Origin of the sequence: Chryseobacterium aurantiacum (assembly GCF_003020585.1) — a bacterium.
Lineage (GTDB): Bacteria > Bacteroidota > Bacteroidia > Flavobacteriales > Weeksellaceae > Chryseobacterium > Chryseobacterium aurantiacum.
Genome location: NZ_PXUE01000001.1, coordinates 764,106 through 789,847 on the forward strand (window position 1 = coordinate 764,106; position 25,742 = coordinate 789,847).

The 25,742-nt window shown below is 36.5% G+C and carries 24 protein-coding genes and 1 riboswitch; of the genes, 7 read left to right on the top strand and 17 right to left on the bottom strand.

Going from position 1 to position 25,742, the window contains the following annotated elements:
• The first annotated feature begins 53 nt into the window (after positions 1 to 53).
• Complete coding sequence (locus C7D53_RS03470; protein WP_106914990.1) at positions 54 to 1,016, top strand: hypothetical protein; 963 nt, start codon at positions 54 to 56, stop codon at positions 1,014 to 1,016.
• Positions 1,017 to 1,099: 83 nt separating this feature from the next.
• Here C7D53_RS03470 and C7D53_RS03475 read toward each other — a convergent pair whose 3' ends face one another.
• From C7D53_RS03475 to C7D53_RS03500, 6 genes are all read right to left on the bottom strand, one after another.
• Positions 1,100 to 1,852: a succinate dehydrogenase/fumarate reductase iron-sulfur subunit gene (locus C7D53_RS03475; RefSeq protein WP_106914991.1), complete on the bottom strand. Its 753-nt coding sequence runs from the start codon at positions 1,850 to 1,852 to the stop codon at positions 1,100 to 1,102.
• A 12-nt stretch (positions 1,853 to 1,864) separates the two neighbouring features.
• Positions 1,865 to 3,781, bottom strand: a complete 1,917-nt coding sequence (locus C7D53_RS03480; RefSeq protein ID WP_106914992.1) for a fumarate reductase/succinate dehydrogenase flavoprotein subunit — start codon at positions 3,779 to 3,781, stop codon at positions 1,865 to 1,867.
• 11 nt (positions 3,782 to 3,792) lie between these two features.
• Positions 3,793 to 4,449, bottom strand: coding sequence for a succinate dehydrogenase cytochrome b subunit (locus C7D53_RS03485; RefSeq protein WP_106914993.1), 657 nt, complete (start codon positions 4,447 to 4,449; stop codon positions 3,793 to 3,795).
• A gap of 16 nt (positions 4,450 to 4,465) precedes the next feature.
• Positions 4,466 to 5,896 carry an anion permease gene (locus C7D53_RS03490; RefSeq protein ID WP_106914994.1) on the bottom strand — a complete coding sequence of 477 codons (1,431 nt, stop codon included), beginning with the start codon at positions 5,894 to 5,896 and terminating at the stop codon, positions 4,466 to 4,468.
• Positions 5,897 to 5,916: 20 nt separating this feature from the next.
• Positions 5,917 to 7,083, bottom strand: a complete 1,167-nt coding sequence (locus C7D53_RS03495; protein WP_106914995.1) for a porin — start codon at positions 7,081 to 7,083, stop codon at positions 5,917 to 5,919.
• Between the two features lie 284 nt (positions 7,084 to 7,367).
• The gene (locus tag C7D53_RS03500) at positions 7,368 to 8,417 is read right to left on the bottom strand and encodes a linear amide C-N hydrolase (protein WP_106914996.1); all 1,050 of its coding nucleotides are present in this window, start codon (positions 8,415 to 8,417) and stop codon (positions 7,368 to 7,370) included.
• A gap of 361 nt (positions 8,418 to 8,778) precedes the next feature.
• Between C7D53_RS03500 and C7D53_RS03505 the strand changes: the two genes are divergently transcribed.
• The 3 genes from C7D53_RS03505 to C7D53_RS03515 all read left to right on the top strand — a co-directional run bounded on the left by C7D53_RS03505 (position 8,779) and on the right by C7D53_RS03515 (position 12,595).
• Positions 8,779 to 10,977: an ATP-binding protein gene (locus C7D53_RS03505; RefSeq protein WP_106914997.1), complete on the top strand. Its 2,199-nt coding sequence runs from the start codon at positions 8,779 to 8,781 to the stop codon at positions 10,975 to 10,977.
• A 20-nt stretch (positions 10,978 to 10,997) separates the two neighbouring features.
• Positions 10,998 to 11,549, top strand: a complete 552-nt coding sequence (locus C7D53_RS03510; protein ID WP_106914998.1) for a biliverdin-producing heme oxygenase — start codon at positions 10,998 to 11,000, stop codon at positions 11,547 to 11,549.
• 119 nt (positions 11,550 to 11,668) lie between these two features.
• The gene (locus tag C7D53_RS03515) at positions 11,669 to 12,595 is read left to right on the top strand and encodes a malate dehydrogenase (RefSeq protein ID WP_076352473.1); all 927 of its coding nucleotides are present in this window, start codon (positions 11,669 to 11,671) and stop codon (positions 12,593 to 12,595) included.
• Between the two features lie 159 nt (positions 12,596 to 12,754).
• Here C7D53_RS03515 and C7D53_RS03520 read toward each other — a convergent pair whose 3' ends face one another.
• The 4 genes from C7D53_RS03520 to C7D53_RS03535 form a co-directional block, all read right to left on the bottom strand.
• Positions 12,755 to 13,003 carry a hypothetical protein gene (locus tag C7D53_RS03520; RefSeq protein ID WP_106915557.1) on the bottom strand — a complete coding sequence of 83 codons (249 nt, stop codon included), beginning with the start codon at positions 13,001 to 13,003 and terminating at the stop codon, positions 12,755 to 12,757.
• Between the two features lie 135 nt (positions 13,004 to 13,138).
• On the bottom strand, positions 13,139 to 13,675 hold the full coding sequence (locus C7D53_RS03525; RefSeq protein ID WP_106914999.1) for a GNAT family N-acetyltransferase: 537 nt from the start codon (positions 13,673 to 13,675) through the stop codon (positions 13,139 to 13,141).
• Between the two features lie 12 nt (positions 13,676 to 13,687).
• Positions 13,688 to 14,080, bottom strand: coding sequence for a VOC family protein (locus C7D53_RS03530; RefSeq protein WP_106915000.1), 393 nt, complete (start codon positions 14,078 to 14,080; stop codon positions 13,688 to 13,690).
• Between the two features lie 20 nt (positions 14,081 to 14,100).
• A complete protein-coding gene (locus C7D53_RS03535; protein WP_106915001.1) occupies positions 14,101 to 14,886 on the bottom strand; it encodes a hypothetical protein in 786 nt (261 codons plus the stop codon).
• A gap of 104 nt (positions 14,887 to 14,990) precedes the next feature.
• On the opposite strand from C7D53_RS03535, the gene pafA reads away from it, so the two are divergent.
• From pafA to C7D53_RS03550, 3 genes are all read left to right on the top strand, one after another.
• The gene (gene pafA, locus C7D53_RS03540; protein WP_106915002.1) at positions 14,991 to 16,637 is read left to right on the top strand and encodes an alkaline phosphatase PafA; all 1,647 of its coding nucleotides are present in this window, start codon (positions 14,991 to 14,993) and stop codon (positions 16,635 to 16,637) included.
• Between the two features lie 204 nt (positions 16,638 to 16,841).
• Positions 16,842 to 17,017: riboswitch (cobalamin riboswitch) on the top strand.
• Positions 17,018 to 17,051: 34 nt separating this feature from the next.
• Entirely contained in the window at positions 17,052 to 18,881 is a 1,830-nt protein-coding gene (locus C7D53_RS03545) for a TonB-dependent receptor plug domain-containing protein (protein WP_106915003.1), read from the top strand.
• Positions 18,882 to 18,901: 20 nt separating this feature from the next.
• Positions 18,902 to 19,969, top strand: a complete 1,068-nt coding sequence (locus C7D53_RS03550) for a hypothetical protein (protein ID WP_106915004.1) — start codon at positions 18,902 to 18,904, stop codon at positions 19,967 to 19,969.
• 170 nt (positions 19,970 to 20,139) lie between these two features.
• Here the strand turns inward: C7D53_RS03550 and C7D53_RS03555 are convergent, their stop codons facing one another.
• The 7 genes from C7D53_RS03555 to C7D53_RS03585 form a co-directional block, all read right to left on the bottom strand.
• Positions 20,140 to 21,558: a CCA tRNA nucleotidyltransferase gene (locus C7D53_RS03555; RefSeq protein ID WP_106915005.1), complete on the bottom strand. Its 1,419-nt coding sequence runs from the start codon at positions 21,556 to 21,558 to the stop codon at positions 20,140 to 20,142.
• A 37-nt stretch (positions 21,559 to 21,595) separates the two neighbouring features.
• Entirely contained in the window at positions 21,596 to 21,940 is a 345-nt protein-coding gene (locus C7D53_RS03560) for a nuclear transport factor 2 family protein (RefSeq protein WP_106915006.1), read from the bottom strand.
• A 107-nt stretch (positions 21,941 to 22,047) separates the two neighbouring features.
• On the bottom strand, positions 22,048 to 22,599 hold the full coding sequence (locus C7D53_RS03565) for an L-threonylcarbamoyladenylate synthase (protein ID WP_262497857.1): 552 nt from the start codon (positions 22,597 to 22,599) through the stop codon (positions 22,048 to 22,050).
• A gap of 298 nt (positions 22,600 to 22,897) precedes the next feature.
• Entirely contained in the window at positions 22,898 to 23,326 is a 429-nt protein-coding gene (gene tnpA, locus C7D53_RS03570) for an IS200/IS605 family transposase (RefSeq protein WP_106915008.1), read from the bottom strand.
• A gap of 149 nt (positions 23,327 to 23,475) precedes the next feature.
• A complete protein-coding gene (locus C7D53_RS03575; protein WP_106915009.1) occupies positions 23,476 to 23,988 on the bottom strand; it encodes a DinB family protein in 513 nt (170 codons plus the stop codon).
• Positions 23,989 to 24,077: 89 nt separating this feature from the next.
• Positions 24,078 to 24,524, bottom strand: coding sequence for a GNAT family N-acetyltransferase (locus C7D53_RS03580; protein ID WP_106915010.1), 447 nt, complete (start codon positions 24,522 to 24,524; stop codon positions 24,078 to 24,080).
• Positions 24,525 to 24,595: 71 nt separating this feature from the next.
• Positions 24,596 to 25,735 carry a cystathionine gamma-synthase gene (locus tag C7D53_RS03585; RefSeq protein ID WP_106915011.1) on the bottom strand — a complete coding sequence of 380 codons (1,140 nt, stop codon included), beginning with the start codon at positions 25,733 to 25,735 and terminating at the stop codon, positions 24,596 to 24,598.
• Positions 25,736 to 25,742: the final 7 nt, after the last annotated feature.

Here is a 25,742-nt window from a genome sequence, read left to right on the forward strand (position 1 = left end):
AGCCCATTAAATAATAATGTCATAACTTTATCTCGCACCGCAAAATAACAGTTATGAAATTTATGATCATTTTCTGGGGAATCTTTATCCTTTTTTTCTGCATACCATTTCCGATTTTCATTTATATGATGACAGAGGAAATAGCAACAGAACCGAGAAATTCATTAGCTGTGAGCTATGGGTATCTCGGTTTTTCTTTGTTGATATGGCTGTATGTGATTATTTTCTTTATTAATAGTCTTTTTATAAAAACCTTTAAGGAGAAAAATACAATTCATTCCATTCTGAAAAACGGAACGCCAAGAGATGCGAAAATCATTGGCTATAAGCTTCTTAAATACATTCCGAAATCCAATATGAATGTTGTTCAACTTGTTCTTTCATTTCCTAACCTTAGGAATATCTCGATTGAGCATGAAATGATGTTCCATGACTCCAAACCACAGGAAAAAAGATTTGATTTGGGAGGCACGGTAAAGCTGCTGCTGAATCCCGATACATCACAGGAACCTTACTTTGTTTTAAGTGATCAGAAAGTAGAATTCAATAAGTCAGGTATGATTTTAAGATGCCTGTTTGTCCTGTTATTGATAGCTTATGTAGTGGGGCTGTATTATTATTTTTATCAGAGAGAATCCTTTGATTTTGGATGGCAGTTTCTCACATTCATGCATCCCATTATTTTCAGTGGAATCATGACAATCATTTTTGTGCTGACCTTTCAACTTATTTTCGGGAAATTTTTTAAAAATAAAAAAGAAGAGCGCATTCTGTTTTCGGGAAGAAATGCAGAAGCCAATATACTCAGTGTTACCCAGACAGGGTTAACTATCAATGATCAGCCACAACTTATGTTTCAGGTTAGTTTTAAGGATTTTAGAGGAAATGAACATATTGCTGTCTACAAAAAGATTGTCAACCTACTTAACCTTTCCTCTGTGCCCCAACATGGCAGCATAGAGATTATGTACGATGAAAATGATCCCAAAAAGATAATGATCCCAAGAATATTGTAGAGGATAAAAAATAATTGGGATAAATAAAAGAACGTGCCACTGATAACAAAAAAGAGGACCATTGGCCCTCTTTTCTATTTGAACTAGTTTTTTTTCTTAAAAAACAACGCTCTGTTATACTCAAAATTCATTCTGGCAATATTCAGTACTGAAATTCCCTGTGGGCACTCCACTTCACAGGCTTCCGTATTAGAGCAGTGTCCGAATAATTCGCCATCCATCTGCGAAACCATATCCAGAACACGCTTGCTTCTTTCTTCTTTACCCTGGGGAAGTAATACCATATGCGTAATTTTTGCTGAAGTAAACAACGCAGCACTTCCGTTTTTACAGGTGGCAACACATGCCCCGCATCCAATGCAGGCAGCAGAATCAAAAGCTTCTTCAGCAGTCTGGTGAGTAACTGGAATAGCCGTAGCATCGGGAGCCTGCCCTGTATTTATAGATACAAAACCTCCGGAAGAAATAATTCTGTCAAAGGCAGAACGATCCACCTTTAAATCTTTCTTCACCGGAAAAGCCTCTGCCCGGAAAGGTTCTATTAAAATAGTTTCACCATCTTTAAAAGAGCGTAGGTGAAGCTGACATGTTGTAGTATGTTTTAGAGGACCGTGTGCAATACCATTGATCATCATTCCGCATTGTCCACAGATTCCCTCACGACAGTCGTGATCAAACTCTACAGGTTCATCTCCTTCGGTGATCAGTTTTTCATTTAAAGTATCCAGCATTTCCAGAAAAGACATGTGGGAGTTTAAGCCTTTTAGATCATAATTGACCAATTTTCCCTCACTTTTTCTATCTTTCTGTCTCCATATCTTAAGGTGTAAATCCATAATTTTTGTTTTTTATTTGTAACTTCTTACCGTTGGCTGTATTTCTTCAAAGATCAAAGGTTCCTTGATTAGTTCAGGCTCGCCGTTTTCACCTGTCCATGCCCATGCAGAGATAAATTGATAATCTGTATCATTTCTCAGTGCTTCGCCATCCGGGGTCTGGTATTCTTCCCTGAAGTGTGCTCCACAGGATTCATTACGGGTTAAGGCATCATAGCACATCAATTCTCCAATCTCAAAATAATCAGCAACACGACCTGCTTTTTCCAGTTCTGTATTCATCATATCACCTTGTCCGGAAACCCTTACATCCTTGTGAAATTCCTGCTTTAATTTTCTTATTTCCTGAATGGCATATTTCAGACCTTCTTCAGTCCTTGCCAATCCACAATAATCATACAAGAGCTTTCCTAATGTTTTATGAAAATAATCAACAGTTTTAGTTCCTTTGATATTGATCAAATCCTGAATCTGGTTTTTAACTGCATTTTCAGCCTTTTCAAATTCAGGAGCATCCGGTGAAATTTTTCCCGTATGAATTTCATTAGCCAGATAATTGGCAATAGTATAAGGAGCAATGAAATAACCGTCTACAGAAGCCTGTAAAAGAGAATTGGCGCCCAGTCTATTGGCTCCGTGGTCTGCAAAATTAGCTTCTCCTAAAGCAAATAATCCAGGAACAGTAGTCATCAGTTCATAGTCTACCCAAAGTCCACCCATTGAAAAGTGTGCTGATGGAGAAATCATCATTGGTTCTTTATAGGCGTCATATCCTGTAATCTTAAGATACATATCGAATAAGTTCCCATATTTCTCCTGAATTTTATCCTTGCCCTGTTCCTTGATGGCTTTGGAAAAATCAAGATACACCGCATTTTTCAGAGGACCAATTCCAAATCCTGCATCAATTCTTTCTTTCGCTGCACGGGATGAAATATCTCTTGGAGCCAAATTTCCAAAAGCAGGATATCTTCTCTCAAGATAATAATCCCTATCACTCTCAGGAATATCATTGGGAGACCTGTTTTCACCTTGTTTCAAGGGTACCCAGATTCTACCGTCATTACGCAGTGACTCGGACATCAATGTTAATTTAGATTGATAATCTCCCGATTGCGGAAGGGAAGTAGGGTGTACCTGAATCCAGCTTGGGGAAGCCATTAAAGCTCCTTTTTTATGGGCTCTCCAGATAGCAGAGCCGTTACATCCCATGGCTAATGTAGAAAGGTAATAGATTTTTCCATAACCTCCTGTTGCCAGTATTACAGCATGGGCTGCATGTCTTTCAATTTCTCCTGTGTCTAAATTCCTTACGATAATTCCTCTGGCTTTACCATCAATGGTAACCAGATCAAGCATTTCATGTCTTGAAAATAATTGAACAGAGCCTTTTCCTACCTGCCTCATTAAGGCCTGATAAGCTCCCAAAAGAAGTTGCTGTCCCGTTTGCCCTCTGGCGTAGAACGTTCGGCTTACCTGAACCCCTCCGAAGGAACGGTTATTAAGATAACCACCATATTCACGTCCGAAAGGAACCCCTTGAGCTACGGATTGATCGATGAGGTTTAGGGAGCATTCTGCCATTCGGTAAACGTTGGCTTCCCGTGCTCTGAAGTCACCTCCTTTTAGGGTATCTACAAACATTCTGTAGACACTGTCACCGTCATTTTTATAGTTTTTAGCGGCGTTTACACCACCTTGTGCTGCCACAGAGTGTGCTCTTCTGGGGCTGTCCTGAAAGCAAAATGACTTGACATTGTAACCCATTTCACCTAAAGAAGCAGCAATGGAACTTCCTGCCAGACCTGTTCCTACAACAATAACATCCAGTTTTTTACGGTTGGCCGGATTAACGAGCTTAGCTTTCTTTTTATAGTTATCCCATTTTTGTTCCAATGGGCCTTGTGGTATTTTTGAATCTAAAATCATGATAGGTCTGTTTAATGGTAAGTAAAGAATACATAAATGGGCATCAGCGCAAAACCTAAACTGATGACGATTGAATAAGCAATCCCAATGGTTTTGAACCATTTTACAAACTTAGGGTGGTATAGCCCAAGAGTTCTTACAGCACTGTGTATTCCGTGGATTAGGTGATAGCATAGGGCAATCATGGAAAGGACATAAATAAGAACGTACCACCATTCCTTGAAAACCGTTACTACCAAAATGTATAAGTCCTTATTTCCATTCTCATCCAAAGGTGGATTTCCGAATTTGTAAACGTACCAGAAGTTTTGAAAATGAATCACCAGAAAGATCAGGATTAATGTTCCCAGAATTCCCATATTTCTGGAAGCCCATTTACTGGCTCTTCCACGTTTGTCAGCCTGATAACCGCCTCCTGATTTCTTGTTTTTTAAAGTGATGAATAAACCATCTACCGCATGCAGAATGATGCTGGCATACAAAACATAAGAAACTATTTTGATAACGATATTTCCTGATAAAAAATGCGAATAGGCATTAAATTGTAAATGTGCCTGCTCTTGCGGAAGAAACAGCTGGAGATTACCCAGAAAATGAATCAGCAGGAAGAACCCCAGAAAAAGTCCCGTGAGACACATCAGCATTTTTCTTAACAATGTTGATAACATATATTTGATTTAATAATTAATAATATCCTAAAACTTTCATCCAAAGACCTCCAACAACCATGTAGATAATTAATAGAACAATTCCTATTTCAAGACCTCTTACCCACCAGGCTTTTAGGTCTACATATCCACTTCCGAAGAATACCGGAGCCGGGCCGTGTCCATAATGGGTAAGTACTCCGTAAATTGAACCCATGAAACCTAGCATCATAGCCAATAACATTGGTGGAATTCCCAAAGAAACTCCTACACCCAATAATGCGGCATACATGGCAGCCACGTGGGCTGTAGCACTTGCGAAAATATAATGACTGAAGAAATAGACTACAATAATAACAGGGAAAGCCACTTGCCAGCTTAAACCTCCGATTTGTACTTTGATAAGGTTACTGAACCAGCCAATGAAGCCCAGTTCATTCAAAGAACTTGCCATCATAACCAATACGGCAAACCAAACGATAGTATCCCATGCTCCTTTTTCACCTTTTACATCTTCCCAGGTTAATACTGAGGTTAATAACAATAATGTTAATCCAATAAATGCTGTTGTAGTAGCATCAATAGAAAGTGCTCCACCAAATATCCAAAGAGCCAACAGAATAAAGAAAGCCAATAGCATCAACCATTCGTTTCTGGAAATGGGACCCATTTCTTTTAATTTTTGAGCAGCCATTTTCGGGGCATCACCTGTTTTTTTCAATTCAGGCGGATATAATTTGTACAGTACCAACGGAACTACAAAGAACGCTACCGCACCGGGAACAAAACCCGCAGCTGCCCAAGACATCCATGTAATATCTATTCCCAGGTTGGCTGCAAACTTCTGACACATCGGGTTACTTGCAGTCCCTGTAAGGAACATAGATGAAGCAATAAGATTCATATAATAACTGTTCAATGTTAAAAATGAACCCAGTTTTCTGTGAGTTTCCGGTTTTTCAGGAACAGAGTCAAAGCTTATCGCCATAGATTTCATGATAGGATAGATAATTCCTCCACCTCTTGCCGTATTACTCGGAATAGCGGGTGCCAGACAAACATCGGCAAGTCCCAGTCCATAGGCTAATCCCAATGAACTTTTACCAAAAACCCTGATGAATAAAAAGGCAATACGGTTCCCAAGACCAGTTTTGATAAATCCTCTGGCAATAAAGAATGAGATCCCGATCAGCCAGATCACTTTATCTCCAAATCCGGAAAGTGCCTTTGTAATTGATTTTCCGGCATCTCCCGGAGCAACAACCTGCGTGAGGGCTGTAAATGCAATGGCCATCATACACATGGTGCCCATAGGAGCTGCTTTTAAAATAATTCCTAAAATGGTGGCCGCAAAGATGGCAAACAAATGCCAGGCATTTTCGGCTACCCCCTTGGGAGCCGGAATGAACCATATAATCAACGCAACAACAAATGTGATCGCTACGTTTTTAATATTAATTTCTTTCATAATACTAACTATTTAATCGTTTAAAATCTACTTTGTACTTGAACAATGAATAGATTATTGTTGTATTGAGATGTATTTTCTACTTGATATTTGTAACGGTCAAACTGAACGCCCAGCTGAATTCTGGCACCATAATTTTTCAGAAACTCCAGGCCTACCATTGGTGTAATGGTTTGTCTTGGGTTGGAAGCCATTCTGAAATTCGTGTCAAGGTATTCATATCGACAAGACAGTTCAAAGGCACTCAGGTTTTTGTGATTGATTTCATATCTCACATTCGGAAGAAAATAAACACCGCGCACCAGATACTGATCCGGATTATCCGGTCTTGCTTCAGGAGCAATAGAATTGTATAGAATATGATTGGTAGCCTGTTTAGCTTCCAGTTGCATATCCAGACTCCATCTTGGGTCAAACTGAATCATTGAACTTAGATCAACTCCTACCGCATATACTTTTTTGCTGAAAACCTCACCAATACCTCCATTCAGGCCGACATTGAAATTGTATTTTTTAGATAATCCGAAAAGCAATCGGGTAGAGTATTGTTTTCCGTTGTCGTTGTCATTAATCTGGTTTTTTCCATTTCCGTTCACTACGGAAACAGCATATTGAAAAGGAATTTCACCAAGTTTAAGTTGTCCTGTTGCAGAAAGCCCGATCTGGAAGCTTGTCCAACCCAGTTTTCCAAATTCAGAATATTGGTTAGACCAGTCAAGAGATTTGATAATGTCAATAGGATAAGTTTCTTCTATCCCGAACCAGGGCCTGAACTGTCCTACGGTAAAAGCTAACTTGGGGCTGAATGTATACTTCAGATAGGCGTTTTCTAGAACTCTGCTTTTAGGATCGTTCTTAAAATCGGCAAAGTTAGCAAGGGCAACAACTTCTGTTCGTTTACTGATCTGGGCACGAACCTGAACTCTCATGTACTTGAGCATAAAATTATTGCTCGTTCCGGAACCATCAGAATGGTGAAGCCCGTTTACATCTACATCCTTGCTCATACCCACCAGATAACGGGCCTGAAAAAGGCCTTTAATCTGAAGCTGCGGATATTTTACATTATCTTCTTCCTGTTGTTGGGGTTTGGTCTGTAAAGAATCCTGTATCTGTGCGTTAGCTGAAAACCAGCCCATAAGAATGCACAGGAACAGGCTTCTCTTTTTAAATGAAAAAAAGGCCATATCTATTTGTTTAATTTTTGCTTATTTGAATTTTATTTTAAACATAAAAGCTTTATCTCTACCCTTAAAAAGCGGAGCTCAGGCACTGAATGTGCTGGTAAATAATAATGCTTCTTCTGCTTAAATCCTTCCGTTAACTCTTCGATTTGTACTTCTCCAAAGGAAGGAAATGATCACCTATCTAATCCTGAATCTGCATTCACGATTTTCTAAATCTTAAGTATTTCCGACTGTGTTTTTCAGATCAGAATACCTAAGGATTACATTTTTTGTTTTGGCTTAAATTATTCTAAACCTAAGAATTTAAATGATGGAGTTTCTTTGAAATCAGTATTTGATTTGCCGTGATAAGTCTGATAATTGCTTAGATCCAGTTTCATTACCTTTCCTTTTGCACTAAGGTCAAAATCTTTAAGGTCTACCCAGAATGTGTTGGGGGTAAAAACAGTTTCAAAGTAATAGACTAAATTCTTCTGATCCGAAACAGAACGCCATCTTGTAGAAGAAATGTTAGGTTCTGTGGGAGAAGTAATACCGTAGGGTACAGAACAGTTTCTGATCACCCCGAATACACTGGCTACAGCGGTACGGATATCGGCCGTTTTGGGAATCGCATTCACATAGTAAGAAGCTCTTACAAATCTGTCTGCTGCACGGTTGGTTCCCGGAAGCATTACGGTACCCGGAATCCCTTTCCAGTAATTGTTAAGAGCAAGCTGCTCTTCAAAGATAGGAGAGTTGGTCATTACCGTATAAGACGGGTCATGATGAATAACCAGTTTCCCATTGATGTATTCCAAGACAGCGTTGTCACCTGACGCGTCAGAAAGGGAAAGATGGATGGTGGTAAATCTTTCCGTTCCCGGAATATAATCACTTACTACCACGAATGGTTCTTTTCTTGAAAAATCCACTGCTTCTTTTACTGTTGAAAAATTATCAAGATAATATTGTGCCCATAATGAGATGGCAAGCCCCTTTTTACCTCCTTTGGGATCGAATTTTGGATATTGTGATTCCCCTAGCCACAGCATATTGGCCACAAGTCCTTTTTCGTTCATTCCGTCAGCAGAAGCAATATCCCATGTAGAACTGATGATACTGCCATATTTGGAAGACCATTTTACAGATTTGGGTCCGGTTTGTCCGGTACGGTCAATTCCTTTTGGGAAAACCCACAGATTAGCCGGGATTTCGTCACGCCAATCCATAGAACGGGCGGTAAGAATGGTATTTTGGGGACCTTTGTATACTACTCGTGTACATGCTTCGGAGGGATTCCATAATCCTACAGATAGGACCAAAGAAAATAAAATTAATGGGAACTTTTTCATAATAGTATTATTTGTATTTAATTATTATCTTGAATTTATTGTGAATAATTCAATAGATTTTGTTCATATTCATTATTTGGTGATATAAATTTAGCTAAAAATGTTTAAATAAACCAATTATTCTGGTTAATAATCCTTAATTCATGTTATGAATCAGGGTTAATAGTTAAAAACATAGATATTGTATTTTTTTTCGTATATTTTAGAGATATCCTATTAAAATTACTTGAAAAAGGAGAATGTTTTAATGCTGTTTTTTCAAGTAAAATCATAGAACCATCCGTGTGGAGGAAAAAAAAATACCACAAAAAAAATACAGTTAAAAAAAGCCTTATATTTGATTGATAGACTGAATAGTTATATGAATTTTGTAGAATGCCACGATGAACCCATCCATATTCCAGGCTCTATACAAAGTTTTGGTTATTTGATTGGCATTGATGCGGAGTCCCATTCCATTACTTTTTTCAGCAGGAATATATCGGATATATTTAAAATCGGAAACCTAGACGAGTTGTTCGACAGTAAACTTTCGGACTTTCCGGAAAGTTTTCAACCTATTATAGATTCAGATATCTATACATCACTGAACAGATTCACCAGAAGAGAAAATGAAACGTATTTTGATAAAATCTTTATTAAGGATAAAGAATATCATTTTTCTGTGTTCAGAAGCGGAGGTTTTATTTTTCTGGAATTTGAAGAGGTTTTAGTGAATCCTGATAAAAGAATTTCCAATAAATATGACAATTTTTATGTCATAGATGACGAAAAGGAACTTTGGAACCATTTACTGGAAACACTCACCAAAGTGGTGAACTATGACAGAATGATGGTCTATAAATTTATGATGGACGGCTCTGGAAAGGTTATAGCCGAAAAGAAAGATGAGAATATGGAAAGTTTCCTTGGGCTTCACTACCCTGAATCTGATATTCCAAGACAAGCCCGTGAACTTTATCTTAAAAAAAGAAAAAGAATATTCAGTAATGTACATACGGAGACGGTTCCTGTTGTGAGTAAAATCAATACAAATATTGACCTTAGTTTTTCAGCATCGCGTGGGATGTCTCCTGTGCATAGGCAATACCTGATCAATTCCGGTGTTTCCTCCAGCTTTAGTGTCTCCATTATTATCGATAACCATCTTTGGGGGCTGGTGACCTGTCAAAATGTAGAGCCCAAACACGTGGATCTTGAAGACAGAGTGCAGGCAGGGATATTTACAGCCCTGGCAGCCAATGCCTATTCTTCTTTTAAATCAAAAAAAGAACTGAACTATCGTCTTGAAGTGAATGAGAAACTGTCTCAGCTGAAAACAAAATTTTTAAAGCATCATAATTTATTTGATTCTCTTGTTGAAAGTAAACCGGATATCAAAAATTTACCGGAAGCAGATGGTCTGGCCGTTGTTTCGGATGAAAATATAGTTACCGATGGAACAACTCCTGCCATTGATGAAATTAAAAAAATTGGACAGTGGGCTTTGGAAAATACAACCGATCGTATTTATATCAACCGAAGTTTCCTTAGAAATCATGGGAAAGAACTGAACCTATCTGAAAATGCCGCCGGAATCATTATTTACTTCATCGAAAGAGATAAAAATGAAATGCTGATCTGGTTCCGTAAAGAGTTTGACGAACATATTAACTGGGCTGGTAATCCGGAAAAAAAAATAGAGGTGTTTTCTGAGAATGGGGAAGAGAAGCATATGGTTTCTCCCAGAACCTCATTCCAGATTTTTACAGAGAATATTAAAGGCCATTCCAAGAGATGGAACTCCAGAAATGTAAGTGCGGTGCAGGCTGTAAGAGATTTGATTCTGGAAACTTCTCATAAGAACTATAATGTGATCAAAAGGCTTAATGATGAGCTTAAAAAGGTGAATGAAGAACTGGATAGCTTTTCTTATACAATCTCTCATGATTTGGGAACGCCTTTAACAGTGATGAAATTGAATGCCCAAATGCTTTTGGGGAACCTTACTGATGATTCTGAGAAGAGCAAAACAAAGATCAATACCATCATTGAAGAAATTGATAATATGGCAGAAATGATGAAAGATGTGCTTCAGCTCAGCCGGGCCAAGCATAGCGATATTCAGCTTGAGAGCCTTACTACCCTGAATACCATTTACAAGATTTCTGAAAATGCGAAGATGACTTACGGAAGTCCTAAAAGTGAAATTATCATTAAGGAATGTCCGGATGTAATGGCAGATAAAACCCTGCTTCATCAGGTGTTTTTGAATATCATCAACAATGCAGTGAAATATTCTTCCCATAAAGATCAGCCAAAGGTGGAAATTGAAGGGACGGAAGACGGGCAAACCATTATTTACAGGATTTCAGATAACGGAATCGGTATTCCTGAGGAAGAGAAGCATAAGATGTTTAAAATCTTCAACAGGATGGATAATGCGAAGAAATTTAAAGGAAATGGAGTAGGATTATCCATAGTACACCGAATCATGAAAAGAATAGGAGGAAATGTAGATTATGAGAGCAATAAAGAGGGGACTTCCTTCATTTTAACGTTCAAAAAACCTTACATTTGAGAAACTTTTAAAACGTTATTATGGTATCAGAATATCTTAAACAAAATACAGCAGAATATCACGATGCAGCTGAGAAGCTTTTTAATTCTGAAAAGATTTTTAATAAAACTTTCACATTAGAAGATTATAAAAAGATCATCCATACCAATTACCTGATGCTTCTTCACAGTGAAGATAAAATATTCAACAGTCTTTCTGAGAAGTATGCTGAAAAACTTCAGCTTGAAAACAGAAAGAAGCTTTCCCTTATTGAAAAGGATCTTGAAAGTCTTTCTCTGGAAAATAAGGCTGTTTCTCACCCTTTGGAGTTTGAGAATGAAAATGAAGCTTTGGGGGCGATGTATGTGATTGAAGGTTCTACTTTGGGCGGAAACGTTATTGCAAAACAGCTTTCTAAAACGGAAGGTTTTGATGAGGTAACTTTTAATTTCTTTGGATGCTATCAGGAGAATACCGGACCTATGTGGAAGAACTTTAAAGAGGTTTTGGACACGGAAGTTGCAGAGGAAAACTATCATGAAGTGCTTTCCGGAGCGAAAAAACTATACACGTTTTTACTGAACGTCAACTAATTTCTTTTAATTCTAATTAAATTTCTGAAAAATTGCTCATTTTTTCAGGATTTATTAAATTTGGGGAGTTTCAATTTTAAACTTAACTAACAAAAATAAATAATTTAAAAAGTAACAATATGAAAGTAACTGTAGTAGGTGCAGGCGCTGTAGGAGCAAGCTGTGCAGAATACATCGCAATGAAGAACTTCTGTTCAGAAGTAGTTTTGGTAGATATTAAAGAAGGATTTGCTGAAGGTAAGGCAATGGATTTGATGCAGACAGCGTCTCTTAACGGATTCGATACAAAAATTACTGGAACAACAGGAGATTACAGCAAAACTGCAGGTTCTCACGTAGCAGTAATCACTTCAGGTATTCCAAGAAAACCTGGAATGACTAGAGAAGAATTAATTGGTATCAATGCAGGTATCGTAAAAGAAGTTACTGAAAACTTAGTAAAACACTCTCCGGAAGTAATCATCATTGTGGTTTCTAACCCAATGGATACTATGGCTTATTTGGTTCACAAAACTTCAGGTCTTCCTAAGCACAAGATCATCGGAATGGGTGGTGCTTTAGACTCTGCAAGATTCAAATATAGATTGGCAGAAGCATTAGAAGCTCCAATTTCTGATGTTGATGGTATGGTAATCGCTGCTCACAGTGATACAGGTATGCTTCCATTATTGAGCAAGGCTACAAGAAATGGTGTTCCTGTAACTGAATTCTTAGACGAAGAAAAACAAAAATATGTAATTGAAGAAACTAAAGTAGGTGGTGCTACCCTTACTAAATTATTAGGAACTTCTGCTTGGTATGCTCCAGGTGCAGCTGTTTCTGTAATGGTTCAGGCTATTGCATGTGACCAAAAGAAAATGATCCCTTGTTCTTTAATGCTTGAGGGTGAGTACGGACAAAACGATATCTGCCTAGGTGTTCCTGCTATCATCGGAGCAAACGGTGTAGAATCAATTGTAAACGTAACATTGACTGCTGAAGAGCAATTGAAATTCGCTGAAGCTGCAAATGCAGTAAGAGAAGTGAATGGAGATCTTAAATTCTAATTTACAGAATTATATATATGAAAACCGCGCCACCAAGGCGCGGTTTTTTTTGTAAAAGAATTTTTTATTGGCTTCCTTTTTTATCCTTTCCGGTTTTTTTTAGATTGCACAAAAAAAGAGCGGTAAAAAACCGCCCTAATTTTTATCTAACAACTAACTTTAATAATGACATCCACATCCTGTTTCCCATTCCTGACAGAAACGTTGTGGCTCATGGCAAGGGGTTCCACCACCAGGGCCTCCTCCAGTATTACCACCTCCACCAGTTGATCTGTAGCAGATATCTCCGCTACAATAATAGGATCCGTGGGTTGGAGGACAAACGCCATCTAAACAAAAGGCATAGGCTGTATCTCCTCCGCTAATTAACACCAATTGGCTTCTCTTTAATTTTTTTAAATTTTTCATAGTAATTAATGTTTTTAATTTGCTGATAACTAAAGTATAAAAAAAATAAGACACCGGCAAGTGTTTTAATTTAAATAAATAAAATAAAACGATTATTGAGAAATGATATTAAAAATAGTGTCTTTAATTTTAGAATTAATCAACATCTAAAGTCATAAAAAGAGCAATTTCATCAGGGTTATCATATAATCTAGTATTCAGTCCTGTGATATTGAATCCCATTCTTCTGTAAAACTGTATGGCAGGGTAGTTGGTGTTCTGGGTTTCAAGTTCAATGACCCGGCAGTTGAGGCTTCGGGCTTCTTTGATGGCGTTTTTAATCAGTATAATTCCGAATCCCTGTCTTCTGTATTTTTCATTAACAAGGATATTTTCTATATAAAAACTATTGTTCCATATTCTGTGCTCACCAATGATCCAGCCTTGGAGTTCACCATCTGCAAACACTCCAAAGGAGTTGTCTTTTTCAATGATGGCATTCAGTTCTTCCAGTTCATCAGAATCAGTCTTCCAGTTTTTAGTATAAGACAAGGACTTTTCCCTTAAAGTAAATTCAAAGGAATTGGAGTATTCTATAGAAGAAACAGAATAAATTTTATCTGTTGTATATCCATTATGTCCCCAATTCAGGCTGGGGTTGGAGGATAGCTTTTGTAGTTTTCTTATTTCCACGAAGAAGAATATTTATTGAATTTCAGTACAGATTTCTACTAAATAATGGTCAGGATCCTTAATGTAAGCTGTTTTCTGCCCCCAAGGTTTTACTGCGATATCTTCATACAGTTCGGCACCATTTTTAACCGCCTTTTCTACCAAGGCTTCCGCATTATCAGTCACAAAACCAAGTTCTATTCCAAATGGTTTTGCTTCTGTTTTAGAGGATAGAAAACCTTTTTTTAGGTTTGAGCCAGCTAAGCTGATGGAAGCAAAAGATAGACTGGTTTCTCCGGTAAGTAATTCTCCATAGTCTTTTTCCGGAGTAATGAATTTTATTTCAGCGTCAAAGGTGTTTTTATAGAAGTTCATGGATTGCTCCACATCTTCCACGTACAAAATGACATATTTAAACTTAATCATACTATTAAATTAAAATGGTTTTATTTTTTGTTTATAATATATTCCTCATCTATCATCAGTTCAATATGAGGGCCGTTTTGAGGATAGTTGCTTAATCCTCCAAAATGACCGAAATGAAGTGAATATTTTTGACTGAGCTGCCTTACCTTGTTTCCGAATGAATTAACATGAACAGTCTGAATAGCATCTTTCCTCTGCTGTCCATTGCTGAAAAACAGCATTAGATTACAATGATTATTAAAATCATAATCTTTGTAATAGAATACATTGATATTTTCTTCCTGACATATCGGGATCAGATCAGCGATGAAGTTTTTTTTATCTGCTAAGGGCAGATTGCAGTCGATTCTTATTGAGAGGTTTTCAGCATTATTTTTTTTAAATTCCGAACCCACAATTTGAATAAACCGATATTCAATATTTTCAAAATCTTCTCTTTTCGGCGGATAGTTTTTATTGAGCTGGGCTTTAAAGGGGCTGTCTGAACCCAATAATTCTGCGTTTTCTTGGATCAACACATCTTCTATTTTCTTTGCAAACTGAAAATGGTAATCGAAAAGTTGATGATCTCCAATACTAATAATAAGCTGATCCTCTTTGATAGCAAGCGATAAATACGTTCTTTTGAACTGTAATTTCAATTCTTCAAGTTGCCTGATGAGGTTTTCAATGTTGCTCACCTGAACTCTTGCAACCAGTTCTGCTTCATTATCTGCATGGCCTCCGTAACCTTCAAAAAACCTGAAAAACTTGAAATGGTATAGATTTTCAGGGAATTTAAAGTACCAGTATACTCCTAAAATCATGATGAATTGGGTTAGAGAATTGAATAAAGATCAAATTTAAATAAAATTTCATACTCTAAAACTTTCAAAACCCCTAAATTTGTGATCAATAAAAATTTACTTGGATGCTTAGGAACATTTCAATTGCGGCAGCTACTTTTTTGTCCGTAGTTACAATCAATGCGCAGAAGAACAGAAATTCTCAATTGGAAAGACCCAAATTAGTTGTAGGTCTGGTAGTGGATCAAATGCGTTGGGATTATCTATACCGTTTTTACAATAAATATGGAAATGACGGTTTCAAAAGATTATTGAATACAGGATATTCTTTAAATAATGTACACATTCCGTATGTTCCTACCATTACAGCGTTGGGGCACACATGTATCTATACAGGATCTGTACCCGCAATTCACGGAATTGCCGGAAACGACTGGACGGATAAGGAAACGGGTAAAGGAGTATACTGTACTGCAGATGACAGCGTTCAGCCGGTAGGGACTACCAATGCAAAAACAGGAAGCCACTCTCCGAAAAACCTTTGGTCTACAACAGTAACAGATGAATTAAGACTGGCAACCAATTTTCAGGGGAAAGTAGTTGGTGTTTCTTTGAAAGACCGTGCTTCCATTCTTCCTGCAGGACACACTCCAAATGGAGCGTTCTGGTTTGATGACAGTACAGGGAATTTTGTTACAAGTACATGGTATATGAATGATCTTCCTCAATGGGTAAAGTCATTCAACTCTCAGAATTTGCCAGAAAAATTAGTAGCAAATGGTTGGAATACTTTACTTCCAATTAATCAGTATACGGAAAGTTCACCTGATAATTCTTCTTGGGAAGGGCTATTGGGAAGTGCAAAGACACCTACTTTTCCTTACAACGATCTAGCAAAAGACTATCAAACGAAAAAAGATAACATCCGTTATACTCCTTTCGGAAATACTCTGACTCTGAAGTTGGCAGAAGCTTCTGTAGAGGGTGAAAAACTAGGAGGAGATGCTATCACAGACTTTTTAGCAATCAATTTGGCTTCAACGGATTATGCAGGACATAAATTCGGACCCAATTCTATTGAAGTGGAGGATGTTTATATCAGATTAGATCAGGATTTAGCACAATTCTTCAACTATCTGGATTCGAAAGTTGGAAAAGGAGAGTATACCGTTTTTCTTTCTGCTGACCACGGAGGTGCACATTCTGTAGGATTCCTGAAAGAGCATAAAATCCCAACCGGATTTTTCGGAGAAGGAGCTGAAAAGAATATTAATGAAAAGTTGAAAGCGAAGTTTGGTGCTGATAAATTGGTTAATGCCATTGATAACTATCAGATTTATTTTGATAGAAAAGTATTGGCAGACAACAAACTTGAGTTGGATGATGTGAGAAACTTTGCGGTAAAAGAATTAGAAAAAGACCCTACTGTTTTATATGCCGTTTCTGTAGATAAAGTTCAGGAAGCAAGTATTCCGGAGCCTATCAAACAAAGAATTATCAACGGAATCAACAGACAGAGAAGTGGTGATATTCAATTGATTTCCCATGATTCTATGCTTCCGCCATATTCTAAAACAGGAACTACACACAGTGTATGGAATTCTTATGATTCACATATTCCATTGATCTTTATGGGATGGGGAGTGAAGCAGGGAGAAAGCAACAAGGCTTATCATATGACAGATATTGCGCCTACCGTTTCTTCATTACTGAAAATTCAATTCCCAAGTGGAAATGTTGGAAACCCAATTACAGAAGTAATCGGTAAATAAGCAAACATCTTATTATACATAATCAGCTGCTTTCGTATGGAGGCAGCTGTTTTATTTTATATGTATAATGTTTTCTGCATAAAATTGTCTGCGCATTTATAGTAAATCTATATGTATCTTTTTTTGTCAAACATAGATGCAGATTGCAACAAAATGTAATGACTGACCTATAAATCTGCTTTTTGGTCAATACATTTAAAAAGCTATCTTTGCAAAAATTTTGGTTTCCAGCATATTGGAATGAAAAGGGAATTGGGTGAGATCCCCAGACTGTCCCCGCAACTGTAAATCGCAACAAAAGTTTCTGTAAACAGCCACTGTACAAACGGGAAGGCGCAGAAAGCGAAAGTCAGGAGACCTGCCAGAATAATAATCAAAAAAAACATATTGCTTTCGGAGGAAAAGTGAATTAATATGGATATAAAAAGATCTTTAGTACTGTTTTTGTCGTCTTACGGCTGCTTTCTTTTTGGACAGGAGAAAGCTGTTGATACGATTTTTATTTTTGATAGTCAGATGAATAAGGTGAAGCTTTTTCATCCTGTAAAAACTATTAGTACTGAAGATGTCAAAAAAAATTCAAGTAATCTTTCTGAGCTACTGAGATTTCAGTCTGCTGTTTATATTAAGGAAAACGGACGTGGGGCTGTTTCTTCACCATCTTTCCGGGGAACCACTGCTCAGCAGACGGCTTTTGTATGGAATGGAATTAATATTAATTCTAATTTTTTAGGACAGGGAGATATTAATAATATTGCCTTGTTCGGATATGACCAGATCGGAATAAAAGCCGGTGGTGGAAGTGTCACTTACGGTTCCGGAGCTATTGGTGGAAGTATTCACCTGAATAATAATCTGGATTTCAATAAAGGATTTCAAGGTACGTTATTTTCAGAAGCAGGATCTTTTAATACCTATAATAACTTCCTTAAAGGCTCTTATAGCAATGAAAAATTCAGCTTTAAGGCTTCTGGGAATTATTCTGTAAGTGAGAATGATTATGAAGTAAAAGAGGCTCAAAACTATATCAATAGAAACGGGCAGTACTATAATACCAATTTCAATATTGCTTCAGCCTATAAAATTACTCCACACCACCAGATTTCATGGATTTCGGAATTTTTTAACGGGCAACAGCATTACCCAATCCTCTTTAATAGCGAAACTGAAACGAAATACAGAACTCAAAATGTAAGAAGCCTGATCTCATGGGATTGGAATAAAACTCAATTCAATAACTCTTTTAAGGCAGCTTATACAGAGGAGAATTTTCAGTACTTTGCTAAAGCTGATGGTCCTCAGACCAGTGGTGGAACTGGGAAGAATTATATCCTGAAGAATGATTTTAATTATTTCTTTAATTCTAAATGGAACTTCAATGTTATTGGAGAATATCAACTCAATAAAGGAGAGGGTTACGGTTCGGGAATCGATAATGTAAGCAGGAATATGGGATCTGTTTCAGGATTAGTAAGATATTTTCCTTTAAAAGATCTCCGTCTTGAAGCCGGAATACGAAAAGATTTTGTTGGAAAAATTAGCTCACCTGTACTGTTTTCTTTTTCAGGAAAATGGAATGCCCTCCAATGGTATAATTTGGGACTGAGTGTTTCCAGAAACTTCAGGGCTCCGTCATTCAATGATCTATATTGGCAGCCGGGAGGTAACATGAACCTAAAACCGGAGACATCCTATCAGTTTGAATTGAGAAATCAGTTTAAGGTAGGGGCTCTTCAGATGTCGGTAGCTCCTTTCTACCTGGATATCCGGGATATGATAAGATGGCTTCCAACTTCCTCCGGATATTATAGTCCTGTAAATACAGATCATGTAAGATCATACGGGGTAGAGGCCCAAATGGAATATATAAAAAGGTTCGGTAAACATCTTTTAAAAGGAAACCTTGGATATACTTACACAAATTCTCAGGATCTTGAGAAGAAAAAGCAATTGATGTATGTACCATTCCATAAGTTCACCGGAAATATTGATTATCAGTATGAGTTTATAAAAGTATATGTTCAGGGACTTTTTAATGGGCTTACCTATACGGATTCCAATGAAAAGAGAAGTGAGGCCTTAGAAAAATATTTTGTAATGAATGCCGGGCTTGGTCTTACGTTCCATAAGGATTATACTATAGGATTCAAGGTTAATAATATTTTCAATGAAGTTTATTATACCATGTTTGCTTATCCGTTACCTAAAAGAAATTACAGTGTAAGTTTAAATATCAATTTTTAAAAAAATAAAATTAAGTATATATGAATATTAAAAGAATTTTACCTCTTGCATTTGCTTCCATGTTACTTTTCAATGTTTCATGTAGCAGTGATAATGATAGTGAGACTAACAAGTCAACTACGTATGAAAACGGAATCCTTGTTTCCAACGAGGGTGGATTTACAAAGCCTACTTCTGACGTTACCTTTTTGAGTAATAGTCTTGGGAATATATTTACTAACATCTATTCTGAGAATAACAATAAAGAGTCTTTTGGTAAGGTACTTCAAAGTATAGGTTTTCTTGGAGATCGTGCTTATTTGGTAGCCAATGTTCCTAATAAAATTGAGATTGTAAACCGTTATACATTTAGAAAACAAGCTACAGTAACTGCTAATCTTGATAATCCAAGATATATAGCATTCTCTGGAAATAAGTATTTTGTAACGAACAATAACTTTGCGGATGTAAGAAAGCTTAATGCCTATAATATTGCAGATAATACCTATGTAAATAGTGTTAGTTTTCCGCGTTATGCTGAAAAAGTAGTTGAAGCAGAAGGTAATATTATTGTACAGACAGATGGTATTGGTTATAACACGGCTCCTCCTTTTGATTCATTTGCAACAGGATATACAATCAGTGTTGTAAGCCCGTCTAACAATACTATAAGCAAAACTATTACACTACCTAGCGTAGGGATTATTAAAGACCTTATTTCTTACAAAGGAAGCGCGTATGTATTGGTTTCTGATAATACAGACTCTTACATTTACAAGATCAATTCTTCTGCAGGAACTTTTACAACAACAACTCTTACAGGAATTCCTAAAGCTCAGAAATTGAGAGCAGATAGTGATAAGTTCTATTTTATTACTGATAGCAATAAAGTTTATGGTATGGCCGTTAATTCTACAACTGTTCCAACTACACCTATTGTTACAGCTGTAGGAAATGTGTATGGTTTTGATGTGATTGATGGTAGAATATTTGCTGCAGATGCCAACTTCTCGGAAGACGGTAAAGTAAATGTTTACAATGCGAACAATGGTTCTCTATTGAAAAACTTTACTGCTGGTATTGGAACCAACGGATTCTATAAAAATTAAGAATAGCGCCTAAGGCGTACGCAAAAATAATTTTTTATTTTTTCATCATTTGTGTTTTTTTCCGGACGGGCTCTCAGAGCCCGTCCGGCTTTGTTATATACCTCATTGAAGCAAACGAAAAACGGCTGGAGTTTCATACCCAGCCGTTTTTTATACATTGTAAAATTCAATTATATTTTTAATCCCAGTTTTTCTGCTTCAGCAATGACAAACTTGGTTGCCTCTTCTTTCTCATTGGGAATTTCTCCTTCAAGGATTGCTTCTTTCACCTTTTCTTTTAAAATACCGATTTCACGTCCCGGCTTAAGGTCAAACATTTGCATAATTTCCTCTCCTGTGATAGGAGGTTGGAAGTTTCTTACCTGATCCTTTTCCTCTACTTCCTTAATTTTAACCGCCACATATTCAAAGTTTTTCTTGAATTTCTCCTGTTTTTTAGAGTTTTTAGTGGTGATGTCTGCCTTGCAAAGTGTAAAAAGTTCCTCAAGGTTTTCTCCTGCATCAAATAAGAGCCTTCTTAGTGCTGAGTCTGAAGCATCATCTGTAATCAGGGCAATAGGTCTGGAAGAAAGCTTTACCATTTTCTGAACATACTTCATATCGCTTCCTAATGGTAGTTTCAGTCTCTGGAAAAGGGTCTTTACCATTTTTGAGCCTAAAAATTCATGTCCGTGAAAAGTCCAGCCTGTTCCTTCCACAAACTTTTTTGTAGGTGCTTTTCCGATATCATGAAGTAATGCAGACCAACGCAGCCAAAGGTTATCGGTATTTACAGAAATATTATCCACTACCTCAAGGGTGTGATAAAAATTATCCTTATGAGTCTGTCCTTCTACTTCCTCTACCCCTTTAAGTTCTATTAATTCAGGAATGATAAGCTTTAAAAGACCGGTTTGTTCCATCAGTTTTAATCCTACTGATGGTTTTTCAGATAACATGATCTTGTTAAATTCAACCATGATTCTCTCCATAGAAACAATATTGATTCTTTCTGCTTCCTGCTTAATGGCATTTAAAGAATTCTCTTCAATGGTAAAGCTTAGGGTTGAAGCAAAACGTACTGCTCTCATCATTCTCAATGGATCATCAGAATAGGTTTGGGCAGGTTCTAATGGAGTTCTCAGAATTTCTTTTTCCAGATCTTCAATCCCGTTGAAAGGATCAATAAGTTCTCCAAAATTATCTTTATTTAAAGAAATTGCCATCGCATTGATGGTGAAATCTCTTCTTTTCTGATCGTCTTCCAATGTTCCGCCTTCCACTTCAGGTTTGCGGCTGTTTTCTGTATAACTTTCCTTTCTGGCCCCTACAAATTCAAGTTCAAGATCCTTGTACTTAATCATGGCAGTTCCATAGGTTTTGAATACAGAAACCTTTAATTTAGGATCAATGTCCTTAGCCACATTCTGGGCCAGTTCAATACCGCTTTGCTCAGTCACAAAGTCAATGTCCGTAGAAGCCTTTCTCTTCATAAGAAGATCCCGAACATATCCACCAACAATGTATACAGATTGGTTGTTCCTTTCTGCAGCTTCAGAAATTATTTTAAAAAGTTTTAAATTCTTATTTTGATTAAGATTAATTTTCATCGTTTATAATAGCGTCAATTTCTACCCATGCCGTTCACTACTCATAATGAGCGTACATTTTACTAATTTTTCCCTCTTCATTAAAAAACATTACTTCCACAGCATGCTTATCCATAATAGACTTATAAAATAATGCTACAGAATCTATTCCAGCCGTTGATTGGATGAGATCAAAGTGAAGATCCGGAAATTTTTCCAATGCTTTTTTCCAGTATTCACGAACAGCCTCTTTACCTTTTAGAGAACTTTCTTTCCCTTCAGTAGCCATGGCAATCATGGGAGTGGTGATCTCTATATCTTCAGAATAATGAGAGAGAACATCTTCCAAATCATGAGAGTTCCAGGTATTTATCCACATTTTAGCGAATTCCTGATGATTCATAGCATCTATTTTATGAGTTGGGTTTTGCAAAGATAGAACTAAAAAAAGAAATTCTGTTGATATGAGCCGGCAGGGCTCTAAAAAATGAATAGATTAACCTGAAGTTTTTACTCCCTAAGAACTTTTATTCTGTTATCACCCCATATTTTGATAACCGAAGAACCTGAGTATTTTGAAACCTTATCTCTGTCTTCTTCCACGGCATAATCTACAAGACTTATCATTTCTTCGGAGATATCAGAAAACTTTAAAGGACTTTTCTCACCACTGAAATTGGCAGATGTAGAAACTAAAGGCTTATTCAGCTTGGTAATTAATTTTTTACAAAAATCATTTTTTACCAGCCTGATTCCTATGCTTCCATCTTCAGCAAGTAACTCTTTAGGTAAACCTTTTGGATTTTCATAAACAATAGTCACTGGTTTTTCGCTTAGATCAATAATTTCCCAAGCCATTTCAGGAACATCTACTAAATCCTGAAGCCTTTTTTCAGACTCTACAAGAATAATCATGGATTTATTTTTCTCGCGCTTCTTGATGTCAAAAATTTTATTGACCGCTTCTATATTGGTGGCATCACAGCCAATCCCCCAAATGGTATCAGTAGGATAGAGAATAGTTCCGCCAGATTTTAATATTTCGATTATTTTTTCCATAATTTTATTTGAATTCAAAACAGTTGATAAAGGTAAAAAATATATGAATTTTGTACAAAAAATTGAGGGGTAAATGGACGGATGTTTTTTGTTTTTAAGTTTTGGCTAAAGCCAGAATGATTTTTTCTATTATTTAATGGGCTGAAGCCCATTCCTATTGAATTTGATATATGCCCAATCTAATTCTATACAAATGTAATGACCTATTTTAAGGTATTTTTTCATGTTGATAAAACATCAATAGAAATGGGCTTTAGCCCGTTTTTAAATTTTATAAACCTTCATTGGCTTTAGCCAAAACCTACATTTTAAAATTATATTTTTCAATAAATTCCTGATACTCATCTGTAAAAGTTTTTTTCTGATGATGTTTTTCCTGATTTTTAATATAATTTCTAACAGAATCCAATTTTGATTCGGAAACAGAAACAGCAAAATATTTATCCTGCCAAGAAAACTTATCCTTTGTAAGTTGATTTTTATTAATCCAATAGGAAGACTCTCCTTTTAATAATTGAACAATTTTCTGTATACTTTGATTGCTTCCTAAGGAGATAAGACAATGACAATGATCTGAATATCCATTAATCATATCTAGGAAGATTTCTTTTTCCGTGGCATATTCTTTAATATGTTTCCAAGCCTTTATTCTTAGGTAGAATGTGTTAAGGTAGGGAGTTCTGCTCTTTGTAGAGAAAACAAGATGTATATAAATTTTGGTAAAGGACATTTGTGTTGTTTTAACCAAAAATAATATTTTTTATTAAGTTTTGTTAAAGTCATTGAAAAGGAAATAAATAAGAGCGAACAAAAGCCCGCTCTTAATAAATATTGCTTGTGTAAAACATGGTTTTGAAACTACTTTAATGGATGTTTCATTTACATCCATCCCAATTTAGACAAATATCTTTCTTCAATAATATTCAAATGGTGATAATTATGGCCAACAATAAGTTTTCCAATGGTCTCTACTGAAATTTCATGGCCATTGGCTGTTCCAATGCTTTGTAAAGCAGCAGGGTTCATGGTTTCCAGAAGAATTTTTGAAGATTTTCTTACCAATTTATATTCTTCCAATAAAGATTCAAGAGATCTTTCATTGGCGTAGGATTTTTCAGCATATTCATTTTCATCGAATCCCAAGAGATTATTTTTCTCCCCCCTGGCAATGGCCAGTATTCTGTACTGAAAAACCCTTTCAGTATCTGATAAATGTAATAAAACGCCTTTTAGTGTCCATTTTCCTTCAGCGTAGGCAAATTTAGATTGTTCTTCAGTAAGATTAGAATAAATTCCTGCTGTTTTCTCTTCTGATTTTATTAATTCAGTTGACCAATCTCCGGATGGAATAAGGTCCAGGTATCTTTGGATATATTTTTGAAAATCTGTCATATTATTTTGGATTATAAGTTAAGGTGAGAATGGTGAGAATGGTGATAATGTTAGATATAATACACTTTATTTTTTACATCTTACAAAACCTATGAATTGCTCCACTCGTAGAAATTTACAGAGTCATACAGTTCAAAACCGGATGATGGATACAATTGATTTCCTATGTCATTACTTTTTCCTGTTTCAAGCAGTATTCCGCAGGCATTGGAAGCTTTGCATAATTCTTTGGCTTTTTCAATAAGTTCTTTGGAGTATCCTTTTCCTCTATGATTTTCATTGACATACAAGTCGTTCAACAGCCAATAGCGCTGCATTCTTGTAGATGAAAATATTGGGTATAATTGTACAAAACCTGTGAGTATACCATTTTCTTCCGCAACAAAAATTTCAGAATCCTTGTTTTCAATTCTTTCCTGAAGAAAATTTTCTGCCGCTGGAACATCGGATTGCTTATGATAAAATATTCTGTACTGATCAAATAATTCTGCAAGTTGAGGCAAATCTGAAATGATGGCTTTTCTTGTATTTTTCATAGATATTTTGTGGTGGTAATAAAAAATGAGAAAGATATTAAATCCTTCTCATTTTAGTTTATTGTGATGTATTAAGAAAAAGCTTTTTCCAGATCTGCAATAAGATCTTCCGCATCTTCAATACCAACGCTTAAACGAACCAGATCATCAGTGATTCCTAATTCAGCACGTTTTTCTGCAGGGATGGAAGCGTGAGTCATTAAAGCAGGGTGGTTAGCTAAAGATTCTACACCTCCTAGAGATTCTGCCAGTGTAAATACTCTTACTTTCTCTAAGAATTTAACAGCATCTTCTTTCTTACCGGATTTGAATGTGAATGAAACCATTCCTCCAGATTCCTTCATTTGAGATTTTGCCAATTCATATTGAGGGTGAGACTCTAATCCAGGATAAATTACTTTATCAACTGCCGGATGATTTTCAAGATATTTTGCTACTGCAAGACCATTGTCTGAGTGTCTTTGCATTCTTAATGCCAATGTTTTGATCCCTCTTAGTACAAGATAAGAATCGTGAGGTCCTAAAATACCACCACTTGCAAATTGGATGAAGTGAAGCTTGTCTCCCAGTTCAGCATCCTTAGCAATAAGGGCTCCCGCAATCACGTCAGAGTGTCCACCTAAATATTTAGTGGCTGAGTGCATTACAATATCAGCTCCCAGATCAATTGGTCTTTGGATATAAGGGGTTGCGAAAGTATTATCTACCGCTACTAAAATATCTTTTCCTTTAGCAATCTCTACAACAGCTTTGATATCTACCAATTTCATCAAAGGGTTCGTTGGAGTTTCTACCCAGATCAGTTTAGTTTTATCAGTGATTACATCAGCAATTTTAGAAACATCATCAAAATTTACGAAAGTAAACTTCAGCTGATATTTTTCAAAAAGTCTGGTAAACATTCTGTAAGTTCCTCCGTAAAGGTCATCTACAGCAATTACTTCATCACCCGGATTTAGTAATTTTAAAACACAATCAATAGCAGCAAGTCCGGAACCGAAAGCTAAACCTCTCGCTCCATTTTCAATACTTGCCAAAGAGTCTTCCAATGCCTGTCTTGTAGGGTTAGCAGCTCTTGAATATTCGTATCCGGAATGTACTCCCGGGCTTTTCTGTGCAAATGTAGAGGTTAAAAATACAGGAACATTTACAGAACCCGTTGCAGACTCATGATGCTGCCCTCCGTGAATTACTTTTGTATTAAAATTCATAATATTT